We start from the raw sequence: 14,753 nt of genomic DNA on the forward strand, positions 1-14,753 counted from the left end.
ATGACCGCCCTGCTGTCCACCCCGCCCCGCCACCGCGTCGACGAGCCCGCGCCGCTCAAGCCCCCCGCGCGGATCGTCCGCCTGCTGCGTGGCCCGCTCGACCAACCCGCGTTCGTTCGCCCGGCCGCAATCGGACTGCTCGTCGCCACGGCGTTTCTGTACCTGTGGGACCTGACCGCGTCTGGCTACGGCAACAGCTTCTACGCAGCCGCCGTGCAGGCGGGCACCCAGAGTTGGAAGGCCTGGCTGTTCGGGTCGCTCGACGCGGGCAACGCGATCACCGTGGATAAACCACCGGGTGCGCTCTGGGTGGCCACCGCGTTCGCGCGGCTGTTCGGGTTCTCCAGTTTCACCGTGCTGGCGCCGCAGGCGTTGATGGGTGTGGCCTCGGTCGGGCTGCTCTACGCCACCGTCAAGCGCACCAACGGCCCGGTCGCGGGTCTGATCGCCGGTGCGACGCTGGCGGTGACGCCGGTCGCGGTGTTGATGTTCCGGTTCGACAACCCGGACGCGCTGCTCGTGCTGCTCATGGTCGCCGCCGCCTACTGCGTGGTGCGCGCCCTGGAGAAGGCAGGCGCGAAGTGGCTGATGTGGGCGGGTACCGCCATCGGGTTCGCCTTCCTGACCAAGATGATGCAGGCGTTCCTCGTCCTGCCCGCGTTCGCGCTGGTCTACCTGGTCGCCGCGCCCACGACGCTGCGCAAGCGTTTGCTGCACCTGGCGGGCGCGCTGGTCGCCGTGGTCGTCTCGGCCGGTTGGTACGTCGCGTTGGTCGAGTTGTGGCCTGCCGACGCCCGCCCGTACATCGGCGGTTCCACCACCAACAGCCTGCTCGAACTCGCCCTCGGCTACAACGGCCTCGGTCGCATCTTCGGCGGCGAGGGCGCGGGCGGCGGCGGTGGGGGTGGCATGTCGACCGGCTTCGGTGGCGCCACCGGCATCACCCGCATGTTCGGCACCGCGTTCGGCACCGAGATCTCCTGGTTGCTGCCCGCCGCGCTGATCGCCCTGGTCGCAGGCCTGTGGTTCACCCGCCGCGCCCCGCGCACCGATCAGACCCGGGCCGCGCTGCTGCTGTGGGGTGGCTGGCTGGTGGTGACCGCCCTGGTGTTCAGCTACATGGACGGCATCATCCACCCGTACTACACGGTCGCCCTGGCCCCGGCGCTCGGCGCCCTGGTCGGTATCGGCACCCGGGAACTGTGGCGCGGCCGGACCGCTTTCGGCCCGCGCGCCGCGCTGGCCGCCATGGTCGCCGTGACCGCCGTGTGGGACTTCATCCTGCTCGACCGCGACACCTCTTTCCTGCCGTGGCTTCGGTATGTGATCGCCGGTCTCGGTCTGCTCGCCGCCGTGGTGCTGCTGGTCGGTCTGCCCCGTGCCCGCCAGGCGATCGCCGTCGTCCTCACCGCCGCCGTTCTCAGCCTCGGCCTGGGCGGCGCGGCCTGGGCGGTCAGCACCGCCGGGCAGGCGCACACCGGGTCCATCCCCACCTCGGGTCCGGCGAGCAGTGCCCAGGGCGGCGGCCCCGGCGGCATGATGGGCGGCACCCCGTCCGGCTCGGCAGGCTCTGCCGGGTCCGGTTCGGACTCGACCGGCTCGACGCCGTTCGGCTCGGCTCCCTCCGGTTCGGGCACAGCCGGTTCGGATGGAGTGGGCTCGGACGTCAACGGCACTGCCCCGTCCGGCTCGGGCTCGTCCGGTTCGGGGGCAGATGGTTCTGGGTCGGGTGGTGCCGGGTCGACCGACTCCGGGCGCACGGGTGACCGGGGCATGGGGCGCGGTGGTGAGGTGAGCAGCGAGGTGACCGCGTTGCTCTCGGCGACCACCGGCAAGTGGGCCGCGGCGGTGTCCGGATCGCAGACCGCCGCGTCGTTGGAGTTGGCCACCGGCAAGGCCGTCATCGCGATCGGCGGGTGGAGCGGTACCGACGACGCGCCGACCCTCGCCCAGTTCCAGGCGGCGGTCGCCGCGGGGGACATCGGCTACTACATCAGCGGTGGCCAGGGTGGCGGTGGGATGAGTGGTGGCACCTCGGCCGCCGCCGAGATCGCCGCCTGGGTCCAGGCCGACTTCACGGCCACCACGGTCGGCGGGTCCCAGGTCTACGACCTGACCAAGTAGCCCCGCACAGTGCCCGGCGGCTCCGGTGAGCCGTCGGGCCTGCCCCGTCCCGATTGTCTGCTGTGGACTGTCAGGCTTCCGGTTCCTGCCACTGCAGGCCGTAGCTCAAGCCCTGCTGCAGGTCGTGGAACTCCAGCGCGATATCGCCCACCCGGTCGATGTTCAGCAGGTCCGCGCCCGGCTCGAAATCCTCGTAGGCCTTGGCGGGCAGCCCGTTGATCCGCCACACCCGCGGGGGCGGGTTGGTCGGGTCGAAGCGCACCCGCACCGAGAACTCCTCGCACCGGCGCAGCGGGGTGAACACGTAGTAGGGGCGCATCCACGAGCGCGGATAGGAGGTGAACTTGATGCTGTAGTCGTGCCGCTGCCCCAGGCTCAGCGGGCTGGGCAGGCGGACCACGAAGCGGGTGTGGCTGGAGGAGACGCGCTGCTCCTCGACGATCTCGCCGCCGTAGGCGATCTCCGCGCGGATCACCGAGTCGTCCGGGGCGCCCCGGTCGCGCGGCGCGCTCAGCGACAGGATCAGCTCGTCCAGCTCGTCCACCGCCGCCACGATCTGGCGCTGTTCGGTGAGCGTGGGGGTGTCCAGGTCCAGCCGGAGAGCCGCGCGCAGCGACTCGACGTACCAGCCGTCGGGGGAGTAGGAGCCTGCTTTGCGGTCGCGCATGCCCACGTCGTAGAGCAGCTCGGCGAGCAGCTGGAACGCGCTGTCGACCCGCCTGCGCGCGGTGCGCGGGTCGCGGTCGAACCGGTTGGCCAGCCAGTCGATGCGCTGGTCGAGGAAGCCGCCGTCGGCCTCCTTGTGCAGGCCGAGCGCCACCGAGGCGGCCAGGTCCAGGTCGGAGGGCAGCCGGGCGCTGAGGTGGGTCAGCTGGAGCACCAGCTTGCGCCGCACCAGCGCCGGGTCGTCGATACCGGTGATCCCGCAGGCCATCCGCAGCGCCCGGCCGACCCGGTTGTGCAGGTCGTCGGAGCGCACCCCGCGACCGCGCCGGATCTCCTTCAGCTCGCTGACCACCTCGGCGATCTGCACACCCACCACCTGCTCGCCCACCGCTTTCCGCACTCGCCCGGCCCGCACCTTTTCCTCCACCCAGGATCGCAGAACTCGGCCGGGTGTAACCAGTGCCAGTCACGGCGGGCACCCGGACCTGTTGACAAATCAAGGACAACGCTGGGGCGGCGGGCGGAAACAAAGGCGGTGGTCCACGCTCCCCGCGCGAACCACCGCCTTCCCCCCGCCCCCGATCCATTACCCGGCCCCGACCGGGCGACCGACGGGCGGGACACCGCGTGGTGCCCCGCCGGGTCGTTCACTGCAGCGTGACCAGGGTGCCCAGCACCCACACCGGCATCGAGTGGCTCTCCATGGCTTCCACCTCCTCACCGTGCCGCGGGCAGCCTCCAGCCCGCGTCGAACTCGGTTGTTACCGCGAGAAAGTCGCTAGAAAGAAGATTCCCGGCCTAGAACCCGGACACGAGCAGCATCCCGGAGCCGACACCCGCCAGGAAGGACCAGAATCCCATTCGGGCCACCGATCCCATCGTCATGAGCATTCGCATAGTGCTTACCTCCCCGTTTCCCCGCACCGTCCCGCAGTGACAACAATGCCCCGGTCGGGAGACCGGGGCGATGACACGGGGCAGGGTCAGTGCATGCCATTTGGCATATCGCCGACGAAGGCACGCAGCACGTCGGGGCGGGCGATCACGGTCTGCCTGCGGGTGGTGACCACGATGCCGCGGTCGCGCAGCACCGCGAAGGCACGGGCCACGGCGCGCAGCGAGGCGCCGACCCGGTTGGCGGTGTCCTGCTGGGTGAACGGCACGCGCAGCGCCACGCCGGTGTCGGTGGGCACCCCGTGCGTCTGGGACAGCCACAGCAGGAACGCGGCGACCCGGCGGGTGACGTCCATGGTGGCCGAGTCGGCGCGGGCGGTCTCCGCCTCCATCAGCCTGCCCGCCAGCTGCTTGATCATTGCCAGCGCCACCGCGGGCCGGTCCAGCAGCAGCGCGCTGAACTCGGTCGCGCGCAGCACCACGGCCCGGACCTCCTCCAGGCTCTCCACGCTGGCGGTGCGCATCCAGCCGTGCAGCGCGGCCAGGTCGCCCAGCACGTCGCCGGGGCCGCGGAAGGCCAGCAGCACGGTCTGCCCGTCCGGGCGGTGCGAGAGCACCCGGGTCCAGCCGCGCAGCAGGACCAGCACGTGGTCGGTGGGGTCGCCCTGCCGCAGCAGCACCTCGCCCGCGGCGTACGTGCGTGGCAACCCCAGGCCGACCACGTGCTCGCGGTCTTCCTCGGCCAGGTATGCCATCAGGGACTCGGCAACCAGTTCACTCGGAAGGCGCATGGACCACCCTTCACCGCCGGCGCACCGCGATGATCATCGCGCCGCCGGCCACGTTGGCGCCACCGGGACCGTCCGGTCCCGGTGGCCTGCGTAGCTCGGTTTCCATCACGGACTCCTCTCGTCGCCGACGTGGTCCTCGGTCGACGGTAATGCGCGCGGCCCCGCGGCCGGGTGCGCGCAGGGCGATTGACCAGGTTCTGTCCACGGGGGAAGACCTGGTCACGGCCCTGTTCGGGCCAGTACGCGGGCCTGTGGCACGCGCGCGTCTGGGTCGCGCAGCACCCGGGTGTCCACGGTGAGCCCGGCATCGGCCAACCACCCGCACACCCGGTCGACCGGCTGTCGGTACACGTCCAGCGCGATGCCGGTGTGACCGTAGCCCTCGGTCTTGTGGCTGCGCAGGTCGCCGACGTGGAAGGCCAGCAGCAGCCATCCGCCGGGGCGCAGGACGCGGGCGAACTCGGCGAACGCCGCGGGCATGTGCTCGGCGGGCAGGTGGACGGTCGAGTACCAGGCGAGCACCCCGGCCAGGGACGCGTCCGGCTGGTCCAGGGCGAGCATCGAGCCCTGGCGGAACCGCAGTCCAGGGTGGCCCCGGCGGGCGATGGCGAGCATCTCCGCCGACAGGTCGACGCCCGAGACGTCCAGGCCCGCGGCGGCGAGGTGGCCGATGAGCCGTCCGGTGCCGCAGCCCGCGTCCAGCACCGGGCCGCCGCCGTCTGCCAGGACGAGGTCCGCGAACGCGGTGAGCAGTGCCCGGTCCTGGAGGTCGGTGGCGATGGCGGGCACGGTCGCGGCATAGCCGGGCGCCACGGTGTCGTAGGCCGCGCGGGTGGCGGTGAGGAAGGAGGGCTCGGTCATGCCCGGGGACCGTAACCGCGGGGACCGTCACCGGTCGGCGGACAGCGCCATCGCGAGAGCCGAGACGATGCCACCGACCGGTGCGGGGAGGTTCAGGCGTATTCGGGCAGCCGCTCGGCCACCTCGGCGGGCGTGGGCATGGCCGCGATCTCGTCGGCCAGGGAGCGCGCGAGCTTCGTCGCGGACTCGTCGGCCAGCAGGCCGTCGGCGGCCGCGGTGACGGCCTCGGCGGTCAGGCCGGGGCCGACCAGCTGCCTGCCGCTGCCGTGGGCGCTGATCGCGTCGGCGTTCACGAACTGGTCGGCGCCCTGTGGCAGCACCAGCTGCGGCACTCCCACCGCCGCGGTTCCCAGGGTGGTGCCCGCGCCGCCGTGGTGCACGACCAGGTCGGTGTGCGGGAGCAGGTCGGCCTGCGGGACCCAGGGCAGCACGGTGACGTTCGCGGGCACGTCACCCAGCGAGTCGACGGGCACCGTGGGGCCTGCCGCGACCAGGACCCGGTGGCCGGTGGCGGCCAGTCCGTCGATCGCCGCGCGCAGCACGCTCGCGCTGCCGAACGCGGTGCCCAGGGTCAGGTAGATCAGCTTCTCGCGGTGCTCGGTCACCCAGTCGGGCAGCTCGCCCGGCTCGGCGAAAGCCGTGGGGCGCAACGGGATCCGGCTGACGTACCCCGCCGCGTGCTCGGGGTCCTGGAGTGAGAGCGGGTAGATGTCCAGGTAGGGGGTGCCGCCGGGGAAGCCGGGCGTGCCGCCGTACTCGACGCCGACCTCCTCGGCCAGCGCGCTCAGCCAGTCCTGCGGCCGGAACGTCGTGTTCGACATGGTGCCGCGGCCGATCCCGTGGCACACCGCGGGCACGCCCTCGGCGGCCGCCGCGATCGCCGCGCCGGGCGCGCCCGCCTCGTAGATGACCAGGTCGGGGCGGCGTTCGGCGAGCACCGGCCGGAGCGTGGCCACGGTGGAGCGGGGCAGCACGTCGCCGAACACCCGGGTGGCGATGCGGTTCTGCGCGTCCTGGTCGAGCCGGACGTGCTCACCGGGCATGATCCGGTGCTCGCGCATGGCGTCGCCGAACGCGGCCTGCATGTCGGCACCTGCGTGCACGACGTCCAGGCCGAGCGCCACCAGCGGCGGGTGGAAGTTGCCCCAGGTGCTGTAGATGATCTCGTGCCCCTGGTCGCGCGCGGCGAGCGCGAGTGGGAGCAGCGGGTAGGTGTGCCCGTGTGAGGGCAGGCTGTTGAAGAGGATCTTCACAGCACCACGGTAGGGAAGTTCCGGAATGAACGCTCCCGCGATAATCCGGACATATCCCGGAATCCGGCACACGGTGCCCGTTTCGGTGCGTCGCCCTGGTCACCCGTCGCCGGTCGGTGGGACGGCCCCCACCGACCGGCGAGTGCCCGGATCGGACGGGTGTCCGGACAAGAAGAGTGTCCAGAGCAGCGGAGTGTTCAGAGCAGCGGAGTGTTCAGAGCAGCGGAGTGTTCAGAGCAGCGGAGTGTACGGATCAGACGTAGGTCGACAGGGTGGCGGCGGTCTCCGCCGGGGATGGCATGGCGGCGATCTCGTCGGCCAGCGCCCGCACGCACTCGGCGACCGCGGTGTCGGTCAGCAGCTCCCCGGCCAGCGCGGTGATCGCCTTGGCGGTCTGCGCCTCGCCTGCGAGCTGCCGGGCCGCGCCGGTGCCGGTGATCGCGTCGGCGTTGATGAACTGGTCGGCGCCCTGCGGCAGGAACAGCTGCGGTATCCCCGCCGCTGCCGTACCCAGGGTGGTGCCCGAGCCGCCGTGGTGGGCCACCAGGTCGGCGTGCGGGAGCACCTCGGCCTGCGGGACCCAGGGCAGCACGGTCACGTTGTCCGGCGACGCCCCGAGCGAGTCCACCGGCACCGTCGGGCCCGCGGCCACCAGCACCCGGTGGCCGGTGGCGGCCAGGCCCCGGATGGCGGCACGCATCACCGCGGAGCTGCCGAACGCGGTGCCCAGGGTCAGGTAGATCAGCTTCTCGCGGTGCTCGGCCACCCAGTCGGGCAGCTCCCCCGGCTCGGCGAACGCGGTCGGGCGCAGCGGGACCCGGGTGGTGTACTTGGCCGCGTAGGCCGGGTCCTGCGCGGACAGCGGGTAGATGTCCAGATAGGGGTCGCTGCCCGGGTGGCCTGCGTTGATGGCGAACTCCACGCCGTTGTCGGCGGCCAGCGCGCCCAGCCATTCCTTCATGCCGGGCAGCTCGTCCAGTCCGCCGCCGCGGCCGAACCCGTGGCACAGGGCGGGCACGCCCTCGGCGCGGGCGGCGATGCCGACGCCGATCGCCCCGGACTCGTAGACGACCAGGTCGGGGCGGCGTTCGGCGATCAGCGGGCGCACCGTGGCCACCGCGGCGCGGGGCAGCAGCTCGCCGAACACCCGCACCGCAGCCGCGCGGATGACACCCTCGTCGAGCTGGGCGTGCGTGCCGCTCGCGGGGCGTTCGACACCCGCGAGCGCGTCGGCGAACGCGCCGTTCATGTCGCCGCCGCCGCGCACGACCTCGAAGCCGAGCGCGACCAGCGGCGGGTGGAAGTTGTCCCAGGTGGCGTAGATGATCTCGTGCCCCTGGTCGCGCGCGGCCACGGCGAGCGGGAGCAGCGGGTAGGTGTGCCCGTGCGAGGGCAGACTGCTGAAGAGGATCTTCACCAGTCCACGGTAGGGAACTTTCCCACCGGCGCGGTCACCCTTTTCGGTGACCTCCGCCGCTCACCGTAGGGCGGGTGGCAGCTCGGCCGGATCGCCCAGCGGCCAGTCGAGCGGGTCGGGGCCGAGCCCGGTCAGCTCGCGCAGCTGCAGGACGCACCACGGGGACACCGCGCGGGTACCGGCCGCCACCGACGCGGTGAACTCCGTCCACGGCACCCACTCGACCGAGTCCACCTCGTCCGGGTTCGGTCGCGGTGTGTCCTCCACCACCACCCGGTACACCGGGCACATCTCGTTCTCCACCACGCCGTTGCCCATCTCGGCGCGATAGCGGAACCGCGGCAGGACCAGCTCCACCTTGTGCGGTCCGGACAGTCCCAGCTCGTCGACGAGCCTGCGGGCGACCGCCTCCTCGGGGGCCTCGCCCGGCGCCGGGTGCCCGCAGCAGGAGTTCGTCCACACGCCCGGCCAGGTCCGCTTGTGCGTGGCCCGCCGGGTGAGCAGGAACCGACCCGCGCGGTCGAACACGTAGCTGGAGAACGCCAGGTGCAACGGGGTGTCCGCGTGGTGCACGGTGGCCTTGTCGGCCACCCCCGCCGCGTGCCCGGCCTCGTCCAGCAACACGACCCGCTCGACCTGCTCGATGATCGTCACCGGGTCACTGTGCCGGTCCGGTCCGGGTCGGGCAACCCGGATCGGACCCGTCTCACAGTTCGTGCGGCGCGGCGATGCCCAGCAGGTCCAGGCCCAGGGTCAGCACGTCCGAGGTGACCTTCGTGAGCACCAGCCGGGACGCCCTGGTCTCGGCCGGGACGTCCGAGCGCAGCACCGGGCAGGTGTCGTAGAAGGCGGTGAACGCCGTGGCCGCCTCGTACAGGTACGCGCACAGCTTGTGCGGCGCGTACGCCTCCACCGTCGCCGCCAGCGCGGCGGGCAGCTGCAGCAGCTTGAGCACCAGTGCACGCTCGGCGGGCTCGGTGATGAGCACCTCGCCCGCGGGCTCCTGCCCGGCCTTGCGCAGCACTGAGTGCGCGCGCGCGTTGGCGTACTGCAGGTAGACGGAGGTGTTGCCCTCCTTGGCGAGCATCCGCGACCAGGTGAACACGTAGTCCTTTTCCCGGTCGTTGGACAGGTCGGCGTACTTGACCGCGCCGATGCCCACCGCGCGGGCCACCTCCACCTGTCGGTCGGAGTCCAAAGAGGACCGTTCGGCGACGGTCTTCGCCGCCTGCTGCACGGCTTCCTCCAGCAGCTCGACCAGCTTCACCGAGCCGCCAGCCCTGGTGCGGATGGTTTTGCCGTCCTCGCCGAGGATCGTGCCGAATCCGATGTGGACGGCCGTGTGCGCGTCGGTCAGGTAGCCCGCCTGCCGGGAGGCGGCGAACACCATCTGGAAGTGCTGCGCCTGCGGCATGCCCACCACGTACAGCAGGTCGGACATGCCCCGCTCGGCCGCCCAGTACCGGGCGGTGGCCAGGTCGGTGCTGGCGTAGCCGTAGCCGCCGTCGCTCTTGCGCACGATCAGCGGCAGCGGGTCGCCCTCCCGGTTGGCGAACCCGGGCGGGAACACGCACACCGCGCCGTCGCTGATCGTGGTCAGTCCCTTGGCGTCGAGGTCCTCGATCACCGCGTCCAGGTAGGGGTTGTAGAAGCTCTCGCCGTAGATGTCGCCGGGGGTGAGCAGGATGCCCAGCAGCTCGTAGACCTTCTGGAAGTACCGGGTGGACTCGCCGACCAGCTCCCGCCACAGCGTCAGCGTCGCCTCGTCGCCGCCCTGCAGCGCCACCACCCTGGCCCTGGACCGCTCGGCGAACGCCGGGTCGGCGTCGAACTTGGCCCGCGCCTCCTGGTAGAAGCGGTTGAGGTCGCTGATGCCGGTGTCCGCCGAGTGGCCTTCGTCGACCAGGTGCTCGATGAGCATGCCGAACGGGGTACCCCAGTCGCCCAGGTGGTTGTGCGGGGTGACCTCGTGCCCGGCGAAACGCAGCAGCCGCAGCACCGCGTCGCCGATGATCGACGACCGCAGGTGCCCGATGTGCATCTCCTTGGCCACGTTCGGGCTGGAGTAGTCCAGCGCGTACCGCCGCGGCTCCTCGGCCGCGGGTACGCCCAGCCGCGGGTCGCCGAGCAGTCCGGCCGCCCGCGCGCGCAGCCACTCGTCCCGCAGCCGCAGGTTCACGAATCCGGGCCCGGCCACCTCCGGCGGCTCGACCATGTCCGCGGCGTCCAAGTGGTCCACGATGGCCTGCGCCACCTCGCGCGGCGCCTTGCCGATCCGCTTGGCCAGGCTCATCGCCGCGTTGCACTGGTAGTCGGCACCCTCGCGGGTGGACGGTCGGACGACGGCCTCGACCGGTGTGATCTCCACGCCAAGGCCGCGGCGCAGCGCCCCGGCCACCCGGGCACCCAGTTCGAGTCCGACATCTCCGTGCGCCACCCTGGCACCTCCTCACCGTCGGTGACCAGTATTCCAGGGGGCCGCACCCGACTTTCCCGGCAGTCCCGGGGTGGACCGGGATGGATCGCCCGCCCGCCCGGCGGTGCTGGTCGCGCCGGGCGGGTGGGCGGGCCTGGCGGCCGGACGGCGGGGTCCGGCCGGGGTATGGCGGTGGAGGCCGCCGCCCGTGCGGTGGGGGCGGCCTCCACGGCCCTTCGGAGCCCCTGGTGCGGGACAGGCTCCGGCGCAGTGGTCGGGAGGGCGCGGCGGCACCCGCCGTGCGGGCACCGCCGTCGCCACGTGTTCCCCCGGTCCCCGGGGGGAGCGGTCGCGCGCCGCGGTCACCGTCCCCCGGTCGCAGGGTCCCGGCGGCCCCAGCCCTCGATGGAGTTCGCCGGATGGTGGAGTGGTGTTCGCTTCGCGTGGAACGATGTCAGTATTTGTTAACCGCCGTGAACCTGACAAGGCACCGGGCCGGTGGGGTTTTTACCGTTCCCAGTACTGCGTCCGCCCGCGGCCGGATCCCGCGCCCCGCAACGGGATGCCGCTCGAACGTCCTTTGTGGATGGTCACACCGGCGCGGTGGTCGTGCGTACACCACACGGTGGCCTGGCTGGGATCGCGACCGTTCGCCCGCCGTGCTCGGTCCGACTCCGTTCACGGCTCGCAATGGATCACAGTCGACCCATTGCCGGGCGGATTCCCCCGCCACGCGGACCGGGCGGGCGACGACCGGGCGTCGTGCCCCGGTCACGAACTGTTCCCCCTCCGGCGGTTGCGCATGTCGGGCAGCGCTGCCAGCATGCTGGGGGCACATCCGGCAATGGGTCACCAAACGAACCTTTACGACCCGCGCGAGGAGGTCGGCTCATGCGCGACGGCGACCGGCTCACCCCGGACCGGCTGCGGGAACTGGTCGCGGCGGGTCGGGTGGACACCGTGCTGGTCGCGCTGACCGACATGCAGGGCAGGCTGCAGGGCAAGCGGTGCTCGGCCCGCTACTTCCTCGACGAGGTGCTCGCGCACGGCACCGAGGCCTGTGACTACCTGCTGGCCGTCGATGTGGAAATGAACACCGTCCCCGGTTTCCGGTCCTCCTCCTGGGATCTCGGCTATGGCGACCTCGTGCTCCGCCCGGACCCGGCCACCCTGCGCCCGCTGCCCTGGCACGAGGGCACCGCGCTGGTGCTCGCCGACGTGGAGCTGGTCGGCGGTGGCCCGGTCACCGTCTCCCCGCGCCAGGTGCTGCGCCGCCAGCTCGACCGGCTCGCCGCGCGCGGACTCACCGCCTTCGTCGGCACCGAGCTGGAGTTCCTGCTCTTCACCGACACCTACGAGCAGGCCTGGCGCTCCGGCTACCGGGACCTCACCGCGGCCAACCAGTACAATGTGGACTACTCGCTGCTTGGCACCGGCCGGGTCGAGCCGGTGCTGCGCGCCATCCGCCAGGGCATGGCGGGCGCCGGGATGTACGTCGAGTCGGCCAAGGGCGAGTGCAACCCCGGCCAGCACGAGATCGCCTTCCGCTACACCGACGCGCTGACGACCTGCGACAACCACGTCGTCTACAAGACCGGCGCCAAGGAGATCGCGGCCGCGCACGGGATGAGCCTGACATTCATGTCCAAGTACGACGCGCGCGAGGGCAACTCCTGCCACATCCACCTGAGCCTGCGCGCCGACGACGGCACGCCGGTCATGGCGGGCGACGGCGAGCACGGCTTCGCCCCGCTGATGCGGCACTTCCTCGCCGGTCAGCTGGCCTGCCTGCCCGAGCTCACCTACTTCCACGCGCCGAACATCAACTCCTACAAGCGGTTCGCGGACGGTTCGTTCGCCCCGACCGCGTTGGCCTGGGGCGTGGACAACCGCACCTGCGCGCTGCGCGTGGTCGGTCACGGCGAGTCGCTGCGGGTGGAGAACCGGGTGCCGGGCGGCGACGTCAACCCCTATCTCGCGGTCGCCGCCATGATCGCGGCTGGCCTGCACGGCATCGACCATGAGCTGCCGCTGGAACCCGCCACCACCGGCAACGCCTACACCGCCGACAAGCCCCGCGTCCCCGCCACCCTGCGGGACGCGGCCGACCGGCTGGCCGACAGCACGGTCGCGCGCGAGGCGTTCGGCGCCGAGGTGGTCGAGCACTACCGCAACGCCGCGCGGGTCGAGCAGCGCGCCTTCGACGCGGCCGTCACCGACTGGGAGCGCGTGCGTGGCTTCGAACGCCTCTGACCCCGAGCGGCCCCCGCTCATCGGCCTGACCACCTACCTGGAACCGGCCACCTTCGGCATCTGGGAGACCGACGCCGCCGTGCTGCACCGCGACTACCTGGACGCGGTCCGCGCCGCGGGCGGCAACCCGGTGCTGATCCCGCCGATCGGCGACTGGCGGGCGGAGACGGTGGCCTGGCTGGACGGGCTGGTGCTGGTCGGCGGCGCCGACCTGGACCCGAGGCACTACGGCCAGGCCCCGCACCCGACCACCGGCACCCCGCAGCCGCTGCGCGACACCGCCGAGCTGGCCCTGGTGCGTGCCGCCCTGGAGCTCGACCTGCCCATGCTGGCGGTGTGTCGGGGCATGCAGCTGCTCAACGTCGCTCTCGGCGGCACCCTGCACCAGCACACCCCGGAGATCGTCGGCACCAGCGACCACCAGCCGCAGGTGGCCATGTTCGGCAAGACCGAGGTGCGGGTGCTGCCCGGTTCCCGGCTCGCGGACGTGGTCGGCGAGTCGGTGGACGCGCTCTGCTACCACCACCAGTCGCTGGACCTGGTGGCCGAGGGTCTGCGCGTGGTGGCCACCGCCGCGGACGGCACCGTGGAGGCGGTCGAGCTGGACGGCGCCCGGTTCGTGCTGGGTGTGCAGTCGCACCCGGAGCAGAACACCGACGACGTCCGCATGTTCGCCGCGCTGGTGCGCGCGGCCTGCCAGCGAAGGGAATCCCGGTGACCGATCTCGCCGTGTTCAACCCGGCCACCGCCGAGCTGATCGCGTCGGTGCCCGCGCTCGGGGTGGTGGAGACCGATGTGGCGATCGCCCGCGCGCACGCCGCGTTCCCGGCCTGGCGCGCGGTGGCGCCCGCGGACCGCGCCCGGCTGCTGCGCCGGTTCGCCGACGCCGTGGACGCCGACCTGGAGAACCTCGCCCGGATCGAGGTCGCCAACGCGGGCCACACGATCGGCAACGCGCGCTGGGAGGCGGGCAACGTCCGGGACGTGCTGCACTACTTCGCGGGTGTGCCGGAGCGGCTGTCCGGCAGGCAGATCCCGGTGGCGGGCGGGGTGGACATCACCTTCGCCGAGCCGCTGGGCGTGGTCGGCGTGATCGTGCCGTGGAACTTCCCGATGCCGATCGCCGCCTGGGGGTTCGCGCCCGCGCTGGCCGCGGGCAACACGGTGGTGCTCAAGCCCGCCGAGCTGACCCCGCTGACCGCGCTGCGGCTGGCCGAGCTGGCCCGTCAGGCGGGCATCCCGGCCGAGGTGTTCCAGGTACTGCCGGGGGAGGGGCCGGTGGTGGGGGAGCGGTTCGTCACCCACCCGCTGGTCCGCAAGATCGTGTTCACCGGGTCCACCCGGGTCGGCAAGCGGATCATGGCCGGGTGCGCCGACCAGGTGAAGCGGCTGACGCTGGAGCTGGGCGGCAACAACGCCAACATTGTGTTCGCGGACGCCGACCTGGCGAAGGCCGCCGCGACCGCGCCGTACGCGGTGTTCGACAACGCTGGCCAGGATTGCTGCGCGCGGTCCCGCGTGCTGGTCGAGCACTCGGTGTACGAAGAGTTCCTCGGGCTGTTCGAGCAGGCGGTCCGCCGGGTCGTGGTCGGCGACCCGGCCGACGAGGCCACCGAGATGGGGCCGCTGATCTCGGCCGACCACCTGGCCCACGTGCAGTCCTATGTGGACAACGCGCCGGTTGCCTGCCGGGGCACCGCGCCGGACGGGCCCGGCTTCTGGTTCCCGCCCACCGTCCTCGGTCCGATCCCGGCCGACCACCCGGCCGTCGCCGAGGAGGTGTTCGGGCCGGTGGTCGCCGTGCTGCCGTTCACCGACGAGGCCGACGCGGTCCGCCAGGCCAACGCCACCGAGTACGGCCTTGCCTGCTCCCTGTGGACCCGCGACGTCGGCCGCGCCCTGCGCGTCGCCCGCGCTGTCGAGGCGGGCAACCTCTCGGTCAACTCGCACGCGTCGGTCCGCTACTCGACCCCGTTCGGCGGCGTCAAGCAGTCCGGTCTTGGCCGCGAGCTGGGACCCGACGCGGTCGCCGCGTTCACCGAGACCAAGAACGTCTTCCTCGACACGCAGGAGTGAAC

General features: G+C 72.3%; 11 protein-coding genes. 4 read left to right on the forward strand and 7 right to left on the reverse strand.

What is annotated here, in order from left to right; all coding sequences use genetic code 11:
* Nucleotides 1–2,124 (forward strand): glycosyltransferase family 39 protein, encoded by a 2,124-nt coding sequence (locus C503_RS0120935; RefSeq protein ID WP_018684179.1) that lies wholly within the window; start codon nt 1–3, stop codon nt 2,122–2,124.
* A 70-nt stretch (nt 2,125–2,194) separates the two neighbouring features.
* Here C503_RS0120935 and C503_RS0120940 read toward each other — a convergent pair whose 3' ends face one another.
* The 7 genes from C503_RS0120940 to argS form a co-directional block, all read right to left on the reverse strand.
* Nucleotides 2,195–3,190 carry a restriction endonuclease subunit S domain-containing protein gene (locus tag C503_RS0120940; protein ID WP_245572547.1) on the reverse strand — a complete coding sequence of 332 codons (996 nt, stop codon included), beginning with the start codon at nt 3,188–3,190 and terminating at the stop codon, nt 2,195–2,197.
* Between the two features lie 583 nt (nt 3,191–3,773).
* Complete coding sequence (locus C503_RS0120950; RefSeq protein ID WP_018684182.1) at nt 3,774–4,475, reverse strand: Crp/Fnr family transcriptional regulator; 702 nt, start codon at nt 4,473–4,475, stop codon at nt 3,774–3,776.
* Between the two features lie 219 nt (nt 4,476–4,694).
* Nucleotides 4,695–5,336: a class I SAM-dependent methyltransferase gene (locus tag C503_RS0120960; protein ID WP_018684184.1), complete on the reverse strand. Its 642-nt coding sequence runs from the start codon at nt 5,334–5,336 to the stop codon at nt 4,695–4,697.
* A gap of 92 nt (nt 5,337–5,428) precedes the next feature.
* Nucleotides 5,429–6,589: a glycosyltransferase gene (locus C503_RS0120965; protein WP_018684185.1), complete on the reverse strand. Its 1,161-nt coding sequence runs from the start codon at nt 6,587–6,589 to the stop codon at nt 5,429–5,431.
* Between the two features lie 253 nt (nt 6,590–6,842).
* Nucleotides 6,843–8,006, reverse strand: coding sequence for a glycosyltransferase (locus C503_RS0120970; protein ID WP_018684186.1), 1,164 nt, complete (start codon nt 8,004–8,006; stop codon nt 6,843–6,845).
* Between the two features lie 60 nt (nt 8,007–8,066).
* Entirely contained in the window at nt 8,067–8,660 is a 594-nt protein-coding gene (gene idi, locus C503_RS0120975) for an isopentenyl-diphosphate Delta-isomerase (protein ID WP_018684187.1), read from the reverse strand.
* A gap of 52 nt (nt 8,661–8,712) precedes the next feature.
* The gene (argS, locus tag C503_RS0120980; RefSeq protein ID WP_018684188.1) at nt 8,713–10,443 is read right to left on the reverse strand and encodes an arginine--tRNA ligase; all 1,731 of its coding nucleotides are present in this window, start codon (nt 10,441–10,443) and stop codon (nt 8,713–8,715) included.
* Nucleotides 10,444–11,313: 870 nt separating this feature from the next.
* Between argS and C503_RS47360 the strand changes: the two genes are divergently transcribed.
* The 3 genes from C503_RS47360 to C503_RS0120995 are packed head-to-tail and all read left to right on the forward strand — an operon-like array spanning nt 11,314 to nt 14,751.
* Nucleotides 11,314–12,675, forward strand: a complete 1,362-nt coding sequence (locus C503_RS47360) for a glutamine synthetase family protein (protein WP_018684189.1) — start codon at nt 11,314–11,316, stop codon at nt 12,673–12,675.
* Nucleotides 12,656–13,393 (forward strand): gamma-glutamyl-gamma-aminobutyrate hydrolase family protein, encoded by a 738-nt coding sequence (locus tag C503_RS0120990; protein ID WP_018684190.1) that lies wholly within the window; start codon nt 12,656–12,658, stop codon nt 13,391–13,393. Before C503_RS47360 ends, C503_RS0120990 begins: the two co-directional genes overlap by 20 nt.
* Nucleotides 13,390–14,751 (forward strand): aldehyde dehydrogenase family protein, encoded by a 1,362-nt coding sequence (locus C503_RS0120995; protein WP_018684191.1) that lies wholly within the window; start codon nt 13,390–13,392, stop codon nt 14,749–14,751. Before C503_RS0120990 ends, C503_RS0120995 begins: the two co-directional genes overlap by 4 nt.
* Nucleotides 14,752–14,753: the final 2 nt, after the last annotated feature.

Source organism: Actinokineospora enzanensis DSM 44649, assembly GCF_000374445.1.
Classification (GTDB): Bacteria; Actinomycetota; Actinomycetes; order Mycobacteriales; family Pseudonocardiaceae; genus Actinokineospora; species Actinokineospora enzanensis.

Bases quoted from the DNA above. Each gene is read 5' to 3' on its own strand.
- C503_RS0120935 (WP_018684179.1), top strand. From the start codon at position 1: ATGACCGCCCTGCTGTCCACCCCGCCCCGCCACCGCGTCGACGAGCCC.
- C503_RS0120950 (WP_018684182.1), bottom strand. From the start codon at position 4,475: ATGCGCCTTCCGAGTGAACTGGTTGCCGAGTCCCTGATGGCATACCTG.
- C503_RS0120960 (WP_018684184.1), bottom strand. From the start codon at position 5,336: ATGACCGAGCCCTCCTTCCTCACCGCCACCCGCGCGGCCTACGACACC.
- C503_RS47360 (WP_018684189.1), top strand. From the start codon at position 11,314: ATGCGCGACGGCGACCGGCTCACCCCGGACCGGCTGCGGGAACTGGTC.